13 protein-coding genes and 1 pseudogene are annotated in these 12785 nt (G+C 65.2%); 4 read left to right on the forward strand and 10 right to left on the reverse strand.

What is annotated here, in order from left to right; all coding sequences use genetic code 11:
- Positions 1 to 54: 54 nt before the first annotated feature.
- From ACMZ6R_RS18425 to ACMZ6R_RS18435, 3 genes are all read right to left on the reverse strand, one after another.
- The gene (locus tag ACMZ6R_RS18425) at positions 55 to 264 is read right to left on the reverse strand and encodes a dual CXXC motif small (seleno)protein (protein WP_416114219.1); all 210 of its coding nucleotides are present in this window, start codon (positions 262 to 264) and stop codon (positions 55 to 57) included.
- Between the two features lie 10 nt (positions 265 to 274).
- Positions 275 to 1258: an HD-GYP domain-containing protein gene (locus ACMZ6R_RS18430; protein ID WP_416114221.1), complete on the reverse strand. Its 984-nt coding sequence runs from the start codon at positions 1256 to 1258 to the stop codon at positions 275 to 277.
- Positions 1259 to 1330: 72 nt separating this feature from the next.
- Positions 1331 to 2059 (reverse strand): 2-phosphosulfolactate phosphatase, encoded by a 729-nt coding sequence (locus ACMZ6R_RS18435; RefSeq protein ID WP_416114223.1) that lies wholly within the window; start codon positions 2057 to 2059, stop codon positions 1331 to 1333.
- A gap of 132 nt (positions 2060 to 2191) precedes the next feature.
- Between ACMZ6R_RS18435 and ACMZ6R_RS18440 the strand changes: the two genes are divergently transcribed.
- The 3 genes from ACMZ6R_RS18440 (at position 2192) to ACMZ6R_RS18450 (ending at position 4622) form a co-directional block, all read left to right on the forward strand.
- Complete coding sequence (locus tag ACMZ6R_RS18440) at positions 2192 to 2407, forward strand: hypothetical protein (protein ID WP_416114225.1); 216 nt, start codon at positions 2192 to 2194, stop codon at positions 2405 to 2407.
- A 41-nt stretch (positions 2408 to 2448) separates the two neighbouring features.
- Positions 2449 to 3603 carry a glutamate 5-kinase gene (proB, locus tag ACMZ6R_RS18445; RefSeq protein WP_416114227.1) on the forward strand — a complete coding sequence of 385 codons (1155 nt, stop codon included), beginning with the start codon at positions 2449 to 2451 and terminating at the stop codon, positions 3601 to 3603.
- Positions 3604 to 3743: 140 nt separating this feature from the next.
- On the forward strand, positions 3744 to 4622 hold the full coding sequence (locus ACMZ6R_RS18450; RefSeq protein ID WP_416114229.1) for a class I SAM-dependent methyltransferase: 879 nt from the start codon (positions 3744 to 3746) through the stop codon (positions 4620 to 4622).
- 383 nt (positions 4623 to 5005) lie between these two features.
- On the opposite strand, the gene ACMZ6R_RS18455 is transcribed toward ACMZ6R_RS18450, so the two are convergent.
- Positions 5006 to 5539 (reverse strand): hypothetical protein, encoded by a 534-nt coding sequence (locus ACMZ6R_RS18455; protein WP_416114231.1) that lies wholly within the window; start codon positions 5537 to 5539, stop codon positions 5006 to 5008.
- Positions 5540 to 6121: 582 nt separating this feature from the next.
- Positions 6122 to 6889, reverse strand: a pseudogene (tatC, locus tag ACMZ6R_RS18460) (twin-arginine translocase subunit TatC); the annotation flags it as partial.
- A gap of 320 nt (positions 6890 to 7209) precedes the next feature.
- On the opposite strand from tatC, the gene ACMZ6R_RS18465 reads away from it, so the two are divergent.
- Complete coding sequence (locus ACMZ6R_RS18465) at positions 7210 to 7485, forward strand: IS110 family transposase (protein WP_416114243.1); 276 nt, start codon at positions 7210 to 7212, stop codon at positions 7483 to 7485.
- On the opposite strand, the gene ACMZ6R_RS18470 is transcribed toward ACMZ6R_RS18465, so the two are convergent.
- From ACMZ6R_RS18470 to ACMZ6R_RS18490, 5 genes are all read right to left on the reverse strand, one after another.
- Entirely contained in the window at positions 7474 to 9561 is a 2088-nt protein-coding gene (locus ACMZ6R_RS18470) for a hypothetical protein (protein WP_416114233.1), read from the reverse strand. The two genes, ACMZ6R_RS18465 and ACMZ6R_RS18470, sit on opposite strands and share 12 nt — an antisense overlap.
- Entirely contained in the window at positions 9506 to 10321 is an 816-nt protein-coding gene (gene truA, locus ACMZ6R_RS18475; protein ID WP_416114235.1) for a tRNA pseudouridine(38-40) synthase TruA, read from the reverse strand. Before truA ends, ACMZ6R_RS18470 begins: the two co-directional genes overlap by 56 nt.
- A 198-nt stretch (positions 10322 to 10519) precedes the next feature.
- Entirely contained in the window at positions 10520 to 11275 is a 756-nt protein-coding gene (locus ACMZ6R_RS18480) for a MotE family protein (RefSeq protein WP_416114237.1), read from the reverse strand.
- Positions 11196 to 11639: a flagellar export protein FliJ gene (gene fliJ, locus ACMZ6R_RS18485; RefSeq protein ID WP_416114239.1), complete on the reverse strand. Its 444-nt coding sequence runs from the start codon at positions 11637 to 11639 to the stop codon at positions 11196 to 11198. Before fliJ ends, ACMZ6R_RS18480 begins: the two co-directional genes overlap by 80 nt.
- 83 nt (positions 11640 to 11722) lie before the next feature.
- The gene (locus ACMZ6R_RS18490) at positions 11723 to 12592 is read right to left on the reverse strand and encodes a 1,4-dihydroxy-2-naphthoate polyprenyltransferase (protein WP_416114241.1); all 870 of its coding nucleotides are present in this window, start codon (positions 12590 to 12592) and stop codon (positions 11723 to 11725) included.
- Between the last annotated feature and the right edge of the window lie 193 nt (positions 12593 to 12785).

Consider the following 12785-nt stretch of genomic DNA (forward strand, 5'->3'; position numbering starts at 1 on the left):
ACCTTTTTTTGCAAAAAAAGGTTCCCGCCCCCGGTTCCATGCTCCCCGCTCCCCTTACATCCTATCCAGGGGGACGTTGGCGTACACTTCGTCGAAGTCGTCGTCGAGCTGGTCCACGAGGCCGGCCGGGTCGAACTCCTGGCCGCAGGCGTGGCAGGTCAGCATGATGCGCAGGCAGGTGCGTTCGTAGGTCAGGTGTTTGCCGCAGTGCGGGCAGGTCACCTTGGCCTCGGTCGGCGCGAAGTTGATACGGGAAAAAGCCATGGGAACTCCTTTAAACCATGTTGGCGCCGCTCAGGATCACGATCAGGCGCTTGAACACGTCCAGATCGAAGGCGTCGCTCATCTCGTCGCGCATCAGGCGCAGGGCCTGAAACGGCTGCATGGCGTCGGCATAGGGGCGCTTGGTGGTCAGGGCGTCGTAGACGTCGGCCACGGCCAGGGCCCGCACATGGGGAGGGATCAGTTCGCCGGGCAGGCCGCCGGGGTAGCCCGAGCCGTCCATGCGCTCGTGGTGCATGAGGATGCAGTGGGCGGCGGTCTGGGTCAGCGGCACGTCCTGGCACAGGGCCAGCCCCTTGGCCGGATGGGTATTGATGACGGCCCGTTCCTCGGGGGTCAGCGGCCCGGGCTTGGACAGGATTTCCACGGGAATGCGCGTCTTGCCGATATCGTGCAAAAGCGCCCCGATGCCGGCCTGAACCAGGGTATACTCATCGACCTTCATGCTTTGCAGGATGGCGGTGGAAAAAACGAACACCTGCACGTTGTGGGTATGCACGGTGTAGTCGTGGGAGGCCAGGTCGGCGATGCGCTTGAGCGACTCGTCGATGGCGAGAAATTTCAGGCTCTTTTCAACGAGGTTGGCGATCCGGGAGTATTCCCGCTTGCCGATCCCCTTGGGCAGGCGCGTCTCGAAAACCTCGCGCACCACGGCGTCGGCCGCCGTGTAGAGGACCTTGGCCCGCTCCTCCACGGGAATGATGGAATCGGCCAGGATCTGCGGCAGGTGCTTCTCGATATAGCGATCGAAATCGGGCTTCTGCTCGGCCCGGACATAGACTTCCGCGACCCCCGCGTCGTGGAGCTTCTGGCGATGGCGCGAGGTGAACTGCTCGTTTTCCGCCGCGTACAGGACGTAGTTGCCGGCCTGCTTGATGTAGACGCGAAACCGCCCCAAGGTCTTCGGAAAGATCATCAGGGGAGAAACGGCGAAGTAAAAGTCTTCCCGCGAGTCCATTGTGGCCTTGCCTTGCATGCTCCCGCCTCCTGGGACGCGACGCCCGGCTGTTTCGCCGGTTGGGTACTGCTTGCTGCGACCGGCGGCGGATCAGGCCGCCGGCACGTCGGCCGGTGTGACGGGATGCTCGGGATAGCGCCGGGTCAGGGCCGGGTGCCCACCCGAAAGACGCACGGCTTCCAGGTAGAAGTCGAAGGCGTCGAGGGCGAGGCACAGGCCGAAATCCTCCTCGGGCACAATGGCCGTTTCACCGAAAAAGATGGCCGCGCTCGGCGCGGTGCGCAAAAATTTGGGGATGGCGGCGAAGGCGTTGGGCACGCCCTGGAGCAGGTTGGCCAGGTACATGGCGCACAGCTTGTCCTCGGGGGCGTGGGTCATGCCGGCCTTGCCCATGGCCACGATGGAGACGACTTCGGGGTCGGCTTCCAAAATGGCCTGAGCCGTGGCGCTGATGTTGGGAAACGAGCAGGTCAGGACGCGATCGGCATTGCCCATGGCCGCGAAAAGTCCCCGGGTGCCGGCGGAAGTGGCGTGGACCAGTGTCTTGCCGGCCAGGGGCGCATCCTTGACCTCGCTTGGGGAGTTGCCGAAATCGAAGCCCTCGAGCTTGAGGCAGTTGCGCTCGCCGGCGAGCAGATAGTCCGGATGGGCGACACGCAAGGCCCGGGCGTCCTCCACCGTATCCACGGGCAACATCCGTTCGGCTCCGGCGGCAAAAGCATAGCAGGCCACGGAACAGGCGCGGAAAACGTCAATGACCACGGCCGTCCCCGTGGCCTGCTCCGCACCTGAAAGCAACTCCAACATCTTGATACGCACGACAATTCCCTCCCGGGGAAGGCAATAACAGCGTGTCGCGCGTTTGAAAAGCGCACGTTGCGCCGTCTTGCCACCCGGAAACCGAAATCGTATGATCCTTTGAAACGTCACTACGATCCGGAGCCGCCAGCCATGGCCGCAGATCCCGACCTGTCACTCCCCGTTTTGCCCGTCATCCCGGAGTATACATCCTGGGCCGCGGGCGCGCGGGAAGCGGCGACGCGGGACGCGGCAGCGGCCGACGCCTCCTTTGCCGGCCGTCACGGCGCCATAAGCGCGCCGGAATCCCCGGCCGGGTCCCCTTCCCCGGAGGAACCCCGGGGAGGGATCGCCGACAAGACGGCCTGACCCCGGCTCCCCGCACAAACGCCTTACAAGGAGGGCCCCCTATGGCCCACTGCGACTGGAACGAAAGCCGCCGGCACGTGCTGTCCCAGGCCCGGCGGATTGTCATCAAGGTGGGCAGCGCGGTGCTGGCCCGGCCCGGCGGCGGCCTGGACGCGGCCGTGGTGGCCTCCCTGGCCGCCCAGATCGCCGCCCTGGCCAATGCCGGCCGCAAGGTGCTGCTGGTCTCCAGCGGCGCCGTGGCCGCCGGCCGCGAGGTCCTCGGCCAACACTACGACCCCGCCTCCCTGCCCCACCGGCAGGCCGCCTCGGCCATCGGCCAAAGCCGGCTCATGCATGCCTACGACCAGGAGTTCTCCCTCCATGGCCGCATCGCCGCCCAGGTACTCCTGACCCGCGAGGATCTGGACAACCGCGAACGCTACCTCAACCTGCGCAACACGCTGGCCACGCTGTTCGACCTCGGGGCCGTGCCCGTGGTCAATGAAAACGACCCGGTGGCCATCTCGGAGCTGGTCTACGGCGACAACGACTGCCTGGGCGGCCTGCTCGTCGGCACCATCGGCGCGGAGCTTTTCGTCAACCTGACCTCGGCCCGGGGCGTGTACGCCCAAAACCCCGACGACCACCCCGAGGCCAGGCCCATGTCCGTCATCGAGGACATCGCCGGACTCGACCTGGACGCCCTGTGCGGCACCAAGACCGCGCTCGGCACCGGGGGCATGCATTCCAAACTGCTCGCCGCCCGCCGCGTGGCCCAGCTCGGCGTGCCGACCATGATCCTGGCCGGGCGCGAACCTGATGCCCTCACCAGGGCCTTTGCCGGTGAAAAAAACGGCACCTACGTGCCGGCCGGGTGCAAGCCCATTCCCAGGCGCAAGTTCTGGCTGGCCTACCACCACGAGCCCCAGGGCATCCTCATCGTGGACGACGGCGCGGTCGGGGCGCTTCGCGACAAAGGCAAAAGCCTGCTGCCGGCCGGCATCGTGGACGTGGCCGGCGACTTCACCGTGGGGTCCATGGTGCGCATCACCAGCGTCGACGGCGAATCCATCGGCGTCGGGCTCACCAATTACGGCGCGGCCGACCTGCGCAAGATTATGGGGCTCAAAAGCTCGCGCCTGGAGCAGGTGCTCGGCGAGGCCTCCTACACCGAGGCCGTGCACCGCGACAACATGCTCATCGACGCGGCGATTTAGTGGAGAATCGGGAGGGGCGTCGCCCCTCCCGAACCCTCCCTACCGGGGGGAATAATTCCCCCCGGACCCCCTTTAAAGGGGGTGAGGGATGAAGCGGCGGTGCGGCAGACACGGCAAAAGCCGGAAGGAAAGGTGGCAAGATGGACAAGGAAGCCAAGTGCCGGGGCTGGGACGTGTTCGAGGACGACGGGATGTGCTGCGTGTGCGGCCAGAAAGCCGTTTTCGCGCCGATAAAACCCGGGCACAGCCTGCGCGAGACGCGCTGCTCCTCGTGCCGGTCCAGCCGGCGCACCCGCGATCTGGTCCGGGTGCTGGCGCGGCTCTCCGCCGGTCCGAAGGCCAGGCTCCTGCCCGAAGCCCTTGACGCCATGCGGGACTGGCGCGTGTTCGAGGCCCAGGCCGCCGGTCCCCTGCACGAACGCCTGCGTTGCCTGCCGCACTACGTCTGCTCGGAATACGTGCCCGAACTAACCCGGCCCGGCTCCTGCACCCAGGCGGGGCTGCGCTGCGAAGACCTGGAACACCTGAGCTTTCCCGATGCGTCCTTCGACCTGGTCGTCACCCAGGACATCTTCGAACACGTAACCGATCCCTGGCGCGCCTTCGACGAAGTCTGGCGCGTGCTGGCCCCGGGCGGACGGCACGTCTTTACCGTTCCCGTCAACGAAGGCCATTGCACGACGCCCCGTGTCCGCTTCGAAAACGGTACGCGACACGACTTGCTGCCTCCCGTGCATCACGGCGATCCCGTGCGCCACGGCGGCTCGCTGGTGATAACGGACTACGGCGACGATCTGCCGCAGCTGCTCAACAGACGCGGCCAGCCCACCGACATCGCGGTGCACGTGGCCTTCTACAAGCCCTCCGAGATGCCGGGGATCATCGAAGGCGACACCCACGCCCTCTACGAAGCCGCCTACAAGGCCGGCGAAAAAGCCGGCTTCCTGCGCTACAACTCCGTCGTCTTCGTCACGCACAAGCCGGGAGGGAAGGAGGATACCGGGGGGAAACCTTTCTGAAGAGTGGTTTCCCCCCGGGCCCCCTTTCCAAATACCATGTTGGCCTCCTCGCCTCGTTTGTGTCCACGAGCACGTTTGCTGGCACTATCAGCCAGTTTGAGGGGCGAGGCCAACATGGTATTTGGCCGCATGGCGGCGCCTCCCAAATGGCGAGAATCCGAAAACGACCGAATCGATACATGGCGCTTCGGGCGCGAAGAGGAAACGGGCGGTTAGACTGCGTCAGCCGGCTTGACTTCGGGCCACATAGGAAAGACGTCTAACGGTTACAGATTGTTATCGTGACCACATCCGTAACCGTTAGACGTCTTTGGGAGGGGAGAACGCGAGAGGGGAACCCTTTTTTTCAAAAAGGGTTCCCCTCTCGCATTTCTTCCCGCGCCCTAATCTTCCTGCCAACTGATGGTCAGGCTGCGGCGGCCCCATTGGATGGCGCCGCACTGGTCGTCGCCGTAGAAGATATCGATGCTTTTGTCGTGGCGGTTGTGCATGACGTCGAGCACCTTGTACTGGCCGGGCAGTCCTTCGATGGTGATGACGTCGCCGTGATCGAGGCCCATTTCCAGCAGGTCGGGCGAGACGGCCACGGCCTTGACGCCGGGAGTGAGGGTGTCGCCCCAGGCGCCGCGCGCTGCGCGGGCCTTGCGCTTGGACTTCTTTTTCCCCACCGAACAGGCCGTGTAGGCCATGGCTTTGACGCGCAGGGTCTTGGTGGGGGTGGAGGATATTGCGATAAACAGGGAGCCGGGATCGACGATTCGGCCCAGGGCGAGGGAGGGAGGTGCTTTGGCTGCCTTTGGGGCCTGGGATGACTGCGGGGCGCTTTGCTTGGCGTCGCGGGTCCTGGCGCAGCCTGGTTGGGCGAGCAGCGTCGCGGCCAGGGCCAGGGTGAGTATGGTAAAATAAATATGTCGCATCGTCGCTCCATGGCTTCGAGACGCCGAGGAGGCCGTGCGCACCGGCGTCCGCGTGTGGCGGGACGCCTTGAGAGGGGGAGGGCCTATGGGCCTGACAGGGCAGGCCGTCTCGGTTCGTCCGCGTGGTGGAGTGGCTCGCGTAGCGAGAGGATTCGCCCCGGAGCCGACAGCCGGCGCGGAGCGGAGCAACGACGTGATGCATAATGATGCGGTCGTTGCGACAAGGACGTGGTTGGTCGCGGGTGGGACGCGGTCGCCGTTGGGGCTGCCCGATGCGGATGGTTTTTCAGGCAGCAACGGCAATTCCGGTCTGCATCTGCCGGAAGGCGACAACCGTTGCTTGTAGCCTACCTATGCCGTGTCTTGGAGCCGAAGTCAAGGGGGACGCCGGCAACTTGTCGGTGAGTCCCCCTTTCTGGCTGTGAATGCGGGCTGTTATCCGGCCTGGGAGCCATCGTCAGGGCCGTCGGTTTTCGGCATCGTTTCCGCAGCGGCCTGATCCGCTTTTCCCTCGGTCGCGGCCTTTGCCTCGGTCGTTTTGGCCTTGGCGTCCGCGCCGTCGGCTTGGGCGGTCTTCGCGGCATCGGACTGCGCGGCCTCGGCTGCCGCGGCCTGCTTGCGCGCCTTTTCCTCCTTGCGCGGCTTGTCCACAAACCAGGACACCCAGATGCCCAGCTCGTAGAGGACGACCATGGGGCCGGCCATGAGCAGCTGGTTCACGGCGTCCGGGGTCGGGGTGAGGATGGCGGCCACGATGAAGCTCAAAAGGATGGCCCAGCGGCGGAACTTGCGCAGCGTCTTGGTGGTGACGAGCCCGAGGCTGGTCAGGAAGAAGATGAAGACCGGCAGCTCGAAGATGATGCCGAAGGCGAAAAGAAGGGTTACGGCCAGCGAAAAGTAGGCGCTGATGGTCGGCATGACCGTGATGTAGTCCGAGGCGTAGTCCACGAAGAACTTGAACCCAAACGGAAACACGATGAAATAGCCGAAAAGCGCGCCGCCGACGAAGAACACGGCCGTGGCCACGGCCACGGGGATGATGATCTTGCGTTCTTCCTTGTAGAGCCCCGGGGCGACGAATTTCCAGAGCTGATAGAAGATGTACGGGCTGGCCACGAACATGCCGGCCACCAGCGCCAGCTTCATGACGGTGAAAAAGGTTTCCGGCAGGCTGGTGGCGATAAGCTTGCTGCCGCCGGGCATGACGTTCATGAGCGGCAGCAGCAGGATTTCGAGCAGCTTTTCGGCAAAGGCGTAGCAGGCGGCGAAGCCGACGCCCACGGCGATCAGGCAACGCACCAGGCGCGTGCGCAATTCGACCAGGTGTTCGAGAAGCGGCGCTTCTTTCATATCCCCATGCTTCCCGGCCGAAGGCGGCGGCGTGGTTGCCGGCGGGGAGGCGGCGTCGCCGACAGGGGCGGGGGGATCGGCCGGGGGCGGCGGCGGGTTGCCGCCCGAGACTCCGGCATCGGGCGTGCCCGGAGCGGTTTCGGCGGGCGCGGCGGCGTCGCCGGTCGTGGCGGGGGTATTGTCGATGGCGTCTTTTTCAGGCGTGTCGGTCATGCGCTCCTCATTTTGCGGCGGGAAGCGGATTGCCGGGTGGTCCACGCCGCGCCTTGCGGTTACGGCAGGAAACGATTTGGGTCAAGGGCGTCAGCGATTGCGCGTGGTTGTCCAAAAGGCGCTGGGGGGCGAAAACAGATCGGCTCGATTGCGTCAAACTGGCCGATTACGCCGCCAAGGGGATGCTGCGTCCCATCGCCGTACCGACCGAGGAGCAAGAAGCCCAGAGGAGCCTGGAGCGCCGACGACACGATCTGGCCGACGACCTGTGTCGTGTGAAGCAGTTGAAAGTTTTTGGGAGGGGAGAGCGCGAGAGGGGGACCCTTTTTTCAAAAAGGGTCCCCCTCTCGCATCTTCTTTCCTCTCTTATCCTACCCGCGTAGATCCACCAGCCAATTCGTGCGTTCCAGGTCGGCGGCGGTGCGGCGGGCGGCCACCCGGGTCAGGTGCTCGGTTTCGGGCAGGACGTAGCCGGAGACGCCGGACGCCATGATGGAGGCCACGGCGGCCTTCCAGCCCGGCACGAGGGAGTTCGGCGACGTGGCCAGCGTGGCCCCGGCCCGGTCCGCGTCGGTATAGACCCCGTGCCAGAACGTGTCCGAGGCGATCCAGAGCAGATCGTTCTTGCCGGTCTTGGAAAAGCCCAGTGAGGAAAGCCCGGACCAGTTGTCGGCAACGGGCCGGCCGAGTCCGGGAGCCAGCGCGGCGTCCAGAAAACCGCTGTTGGCGGCAAGATATTTGCGCAGGTCGTTGTAGGCGTCGACCACGTCCCCGAGCCGCGATTCCAGGCGCTCCATGGAGCGCGTGACGACGAGCGGCAGGTCGTTTCCGGTCTCGTCCAGGGCGTCCAGGCGCACGCGCCCTTGTTGCAGGGCGTAGGCGTTATTCTCCGAGGCCATGGTCTGGCCGTTGACCGTGATTTCCCCATCCTGGCCGGGCAGACTTGCCCCCATGCCGAGCGTTTCGAGCACCTTCGACGCGCCGTCGGTCAGGGCCAGCGTTTCCCCGAGCTTGCGGTTTAATAGCACCAGATCGGCCGCCACGCCCTTCATGGAAAGCGCCTTGCCCGGCACGTTCGTGGCCGGAACCGTCTGTTCCCGTGTTTGCGCCGAAACCCTGGTCGTCGCCAGACGCACGACGCTGGCCATCCGCCTGACCACGTCTCTCCAGGTGTCGCCCGAGGCCACGGGAACGGACACGACCTGGCCGCGCAGCGGCGTGGTCAGGCCCAGGGCGGAAAGAATGCCCCCGGAGCCGTCGGTCAGGGTGAGCGCCTCGCCCTCGTAGCCGCTGTCCGTGGCGATGGTCAGCACCCGGCCGGAGAACGTCCCGCCCGCCGCCGCCGGCACGGGCACGGTCTCGCTCGAGGCGGTCACGCCCGGCAGGGTGAAGCTCGGCGCGGACACCAGCTCGGTGCTTTGCCCGTCCGCCGCCCAAACCATGACCGGTTCGGCGTTGACCTGCCCGGACACGGCACTGAGCACCTCGCCCCAGGTCCAGCCGGATTTGACGGTCACGGAAAACTGGCGCGACTGGTCGCCGATACTGACGCCAAAGGTGTAGGTTCCCGGAGCCAGGGTCGTTGCGGCATCGGGATCGAAGGCCGTGGACACGTAGGACGTGGGCTGATCGCCGGTGCCCGTGGCCAGGGAAAAGGTATGCAATCCCACGGCGAGGGTCGTGGCCGCGCCCGGATCATAGGCCTTGGAGTTAATGAAGGTGGGCTGGGCCAGTTTGTTCACGCCGACCATGTCCACGGCGACGTCAGCCGGGGAAACGACCGTGGAGGCGGCCCGCAGGCCGAGCTGGTCCAGCAGGTCGCCGCTGGCGTCTTCCAGGGTCACGTCCTGGTCGCGACGCAGCGGATTGACGGACACGGCCATAAGCGTTCCCGTGGCGGCAAGGGACGGGTCCAGGGTGAAGGACTTCTGCTGGCGGGTCACGCCGGCCCGCACGCTCAGGTTGTCGATGCCGTTTATGGCCGAGGCGACCTTGCCGAGCACGGCGCCCCAGGTGTCGTGTTCGCCCACGGCAACGTCCGCCGTGCGGGAGACCGCGCCCTGGGAAACGGTGATGGCGTAATCCCCGGCGTCCACGCCCGAGGCGGCGATGGCGCTTTTGCCGGTGGTGAAATACTTGAAGGGATTGACGGCCGTGCCGGAATCCGCCGTGCTCGCGGCAACGGCCCCGTCGAGGCCGTTGTCGCGGACCACGAGCCGGGCGCGAAAAAGCGGTGAGGCGTCGGACGGCCAGGAAAAGCGCGCCAGGGCCCTGGAAAAGCGGGACAGGCGGTCGGACAGGCCGGCCGTCAGCGTATCGACGGCTTCCCGGCCGGACGACCGGTCGGACAGGGACATGGCCAAGCTTCGGGACGCGGCCGTGGCGGCCGTGCGAAGCCCCGTCTCAGTCCTGGTCAGCCCCAGGCTGGCGAAGAAGATGTCGCTTATGCTCCCGGCCATCGTTTCCGTACTCCACGGCGATCAGGCAAAGCCCGCCGGCCGGCGCCGTGCGTGGCGCAAGCCTTCTCTGCCCTAACGTCAATACGGATCGGATGTCCTCGGGCGAAACTTTACCGCTTCCCACCGCCACCAGCGCGCCCATGAGGTTGCGCACCATCTGCTTGAGAAATCCTTCGGCGTGAAACCGCCAGACCATCTCGTCGGGATTCGTCCGCGGCAGCCGGCTGACGCCGTGCACCAGCCGGGTTGTGGTCTTGACCGAGGACCCGGCGTTCTGAAAGGCGGCAAAGTCGTGGTAGCCGGCGAAAAGCGCGGCACAGGCGTCCATGGCCGCGACATCGAGGGGGGAAAAGCGGCCCACATCCCAGACGTACGGCCGCCGCCAGGGCAGAATCGAACCCGGCCGGGTCCAGAGCGTATACTGGTAGATTTTGCCCGAGGCGCTGAACCGGGCATGGAAATCCGGCGGGACCACGCTCGCATCCACCACCGAGACGTCGTCCGGCAGCAACGCGTTGAGCGCCCGTTGCCACGGCAACCCGGCCCGCGCCTCCGGCACGTCGACATGGGCCACCTGGGCCACGGCATGCACCCCGGCATCGGTGCGCCCGGCCCCGTGCACCCGCACCGCGCCGCCGCACAACCGCGCCAGCGCCTCCTCGAGACAGCCCTGGACCGTGCGCCCCATGCCCGGAGCCTGCAACTGCCAGCCGGCGAATTGCCTGCCGTCGTAGGCGACCGTCAACCGTACCCGCGTCATAATGAATCATTATGAGGAAGAGGGTGCGAGAGGGGAAACCCTTTAAAAAGGGTTCTCCCCTCTCGCGCTCTCCCCTTCCTAAATTTTATATCTCTACAAATGGTTATAGATAACATTCTGCTATTATAAAAGTCTTTTGAAGAGGGGTCCGGGGGAAAACTTTTCTTCAGAAAAGTTTCCCCCCGGCTTCTGGCTCCTTTACGATGCGTTGTCGCTCGGGGGCAGTTGCAGCCGGGTCAGCATTTCCGTCAGGCTGGCCGCCTTCTTGGCTTCCATGTTGTTGAGGATGTCGCCGGCCTGTCGCCCGCGCATGCCCGCCAAAATTCTGACTGCGATGTTGTTGTCCAGGGTCTCCAGCACCTTGGCCGCCTGCTTGGCGTTCATGTTGGAATAGACGTCGATGAGGTGCTTGAGCTTCTGGTCTTTGACGCCCTTGGCCTCCTGCAACATCTTTTTGATATTGCTTTCCATTTCCTTGAGCTTGGCCACCCGGTCGTTGAGGTTGGCCTGCAACTGGTTGAGCGCCTGTTCGCGCTGGTCCAGTTCGTCCTGGCGCTTGAGCAGCGCCTGGGCGTCAGGGGTTGTGGCGGCGGGTTTGGCCGGCGCGGCGGCCGGCTGGGCTGCTGGGGCCTGCTGGGCCAGGGCGACTCCCGGTCCGGGCAGGGCCAGGCGCACGGCCGAGGCGCCCACGGACGGCGCGGCCACGCTGGCGACGCGGACCGGCGGATCGGGCAGCATCAGGTCGAGGCCCATGAAGACCAGCACGCCGAGCTTGACCGCCGCGATCATGAGGAAAACGCTCAGCACCTTGGTGGCCCGGGGCGCGATGCGACCGCTTATGCGCTCGCAAAAAAGCAGTAGGCGGGACGGCGCGTCAGACCGTCGGCGGCTGGTAGCGAACCGAAGCCATTTCGTCGTTTTCTTTTTGCTCGGCGAGATTTTCTTCGATGGCATGGCGTATGGCCTTATTCGATTTGAGTTTGTCCAGCAGCTTGCGGTCCTTGGAGCATTCGACAGCTTTTTGGCGGGCCTGCTCCTTGGCTTCGGCCAACTCGGCCAGTCGCGCCCGGGCCTGGGCGATATCGGCCATGAGGCGCTTGCGGTAGGCCTGCCACAGCCAGAAATCTCCGGCCGACGGATTTTGCTTTTGGGCCATGGAGGCTTCGCGGGCCGCCAGCTCGTTTATGAGCCGGTTCACCTCGCGCTCCCCCGCCTGATGGGCGGCAATGGCCTTGCCAAGCTCCATCCTGGCCCGCTCCTCGAACTGGGTGCGGATGTCCAGGATGCGTTCGAGATTGAAACGAAAAGGCTTGGCCATGGGTCCCCGTCAGTACGGCGCGGGCGCCGGTTTTCCGTCACTGCCTTTGGTAAAAGCAATTCCCGGGCCAGGCAGAGGCGGTCTTAGAGGGAAAGCGACAAGCCGAGAAGCAGGCCGTAGAGCAGCTCGATTTTCCCGGTATCGCGCAGGACCGGCAACAACTCGCTGCCCGCCGCGCCGGAAAGCACCGCGCGCACCGGGCGCACGAGCAGCGGCAGCGTGCAAAAGACCAGCCAGGCCCAGGGATGCCGCGGCAACATGAACACCACCATGAGCAAGGCCATACCCACAAGCGTCAGGTAAAATGCCCGGCTTTTGCCGTCGCCCAGGCGAACGGTCAGGGTGTATTTCCCGCTGTTGGCGTCGCTTTCGATATCGCGCAGATTGTTGGTGACCAGAAGCGCGCAGGCCAACGCGCCGATGCCGATGGCCGCCCACAACGCCACAAACGAAATACGGTCCGCCTGGGTGTAGGTCGTGCCAAGGACCGCCACGAGCCCGAAAAAAATAAAGACGAACACCTCGCCATAGCCGCGATAGCCGTAGGGCCGCTTCCCGCCGGTGTAGAACCAGGCCGCCGGGATGCAGGCCGCCCCGACGACAAGCAGCCACCAATGGCCGCACAGCGCCAAAAGCCAGACGCCGGCCGCCAGAGCCACGGCAAAGGACAGGCAGGTCGCGGCCAACACCGCCCCGGGACTCGCCGCCTTGGAGCCGGTCAGACGAAACGGCCCGATACGGTCGTCATCGGTGCCGCGAATCCCGTCGGAATAGTCGTTGGCGTAGTTCACCCCGACCTGCAACGCCAAAGCCACAACCAAAGCCAGAAGCGCCCGAAAGGCATGCGCCCCGTCCAAGGCCGCCGCCGCGCCCGTTCCGGCCGCAACCGGCGCCAGGGCCGCCGGCAAGGTCTGCGGCCGCGCGGCGGTCAGCCACTGCGAAAATGTCGCCATTGATGAGACCCTTTAGGAGAGAGAAGAGGGTGCGAGAGGGGAAACCCTTTAAAAAGGGTTCTCCCCTCTCGCGCTCTCCCTTTCCTAAATTTTTTAACTTGTTAGCTACGGTACGAACAACATAGCACAACTATCAAAAGTCTTTAGGAGGGGGGTCCGGGGGGAACCCTTTCGTAAGACAAGGGTTCCCCCC

The organism is Solidesulfovibrio sp. C21, assembly GCF_047785625.1.
Classification (GTDB): Bacteria; Desulfobacterota; Desulfovibrionia; order Desulfovibrionales; family Desulfovibrionaceae; genus Solidesulfovibrio.

What these genes read in the sequence shown, in the direction of transcription:
- ACMZ6R_RS18455 (WP_416114231.1), bottom strand. Translation starts at nt 5,539, where the DNA reads ATGCGACATATTTATTTTACCATACTCACCCTGGCCCTGGCCGCGACG.
- ACMZ6R_RS18430 (WP_416114221.1), bottom strand. Translation starts at nt 1,258, where the DNA reads ATGCAAGGCAAGGCCACAATGGACTCGCGGGAAGACTTTTACTTCGCC.
- ACMZ6R_RS18450 (WP_416114229.1), top strand. Translation starts at nt 3,744, where the DNA reads ATGGACAAGGAAGCCAAGTGCCGGGGCTGGGACGTGTTCGAGGACGAC.
- ACMZ6R_RS18480 (WP_416114237.1), bottom strand. Translation starts at nt 11,275, where the DNA reads ATGCCATCGAAGAAAATCTCGCCGAGCAAAAAGAAAACGACGAAATGG.
- ACMZ6R_RS18425 (WP_416114219.1), bottom strand. Translation starts at nt 264, where the DNA reads ATGGCTTTTTCCCGTATCAACTTCGCGCCGACCGAGGCCAAGGTGACC.
- proB (WP_416114227.1), top strand. Translation starts at nt 2,449, where the DNA reads ATGGCCCACTGCGACTGGAACGAAAGCCGCCGGCACGTGCTGTCCCAG.
- ACMZ6R_RS18470 (WP_416114233.1), bottom strand. Translation starts at nt 9,561, where the DNA reads ATGGCCGGGAGCATAAGCGACATCTTCTTCGCCAGCCTGGGGCTGACC.
- fliJ (WP_416114239.1), bottom strand. Translation starts at nt 11,639, where the DNA reads ATGGCCAAGCCTTTTCGTTTCAATCTCGAACGCATCCTGGACATCCGC.
- ACMZ6R_RS18490 (WP_416114241.1), bottom strand. Translation starts at nt 12,592, where the DNA reads ATGGCGACATTTTCGCAGTGGCTGACCGCCGCGCGGCCGCAGACCTTG.
- ACMZ6R_RS18440 (WP_416114225.1), top strand. Translation starts at nt 2,192, where the DNA reads ATGGCCGCAGATCCCGACCTGTCACTCCCCGTTTTGCCCGTCATCCCG.
- truA (WP_416114235.1), bottom strand. Translation starts at nt 10,321, where the DNA reads ATGACGCGGGTACGGTTGACGGTCGCCTACGACGGCAGGCAATTCGCC.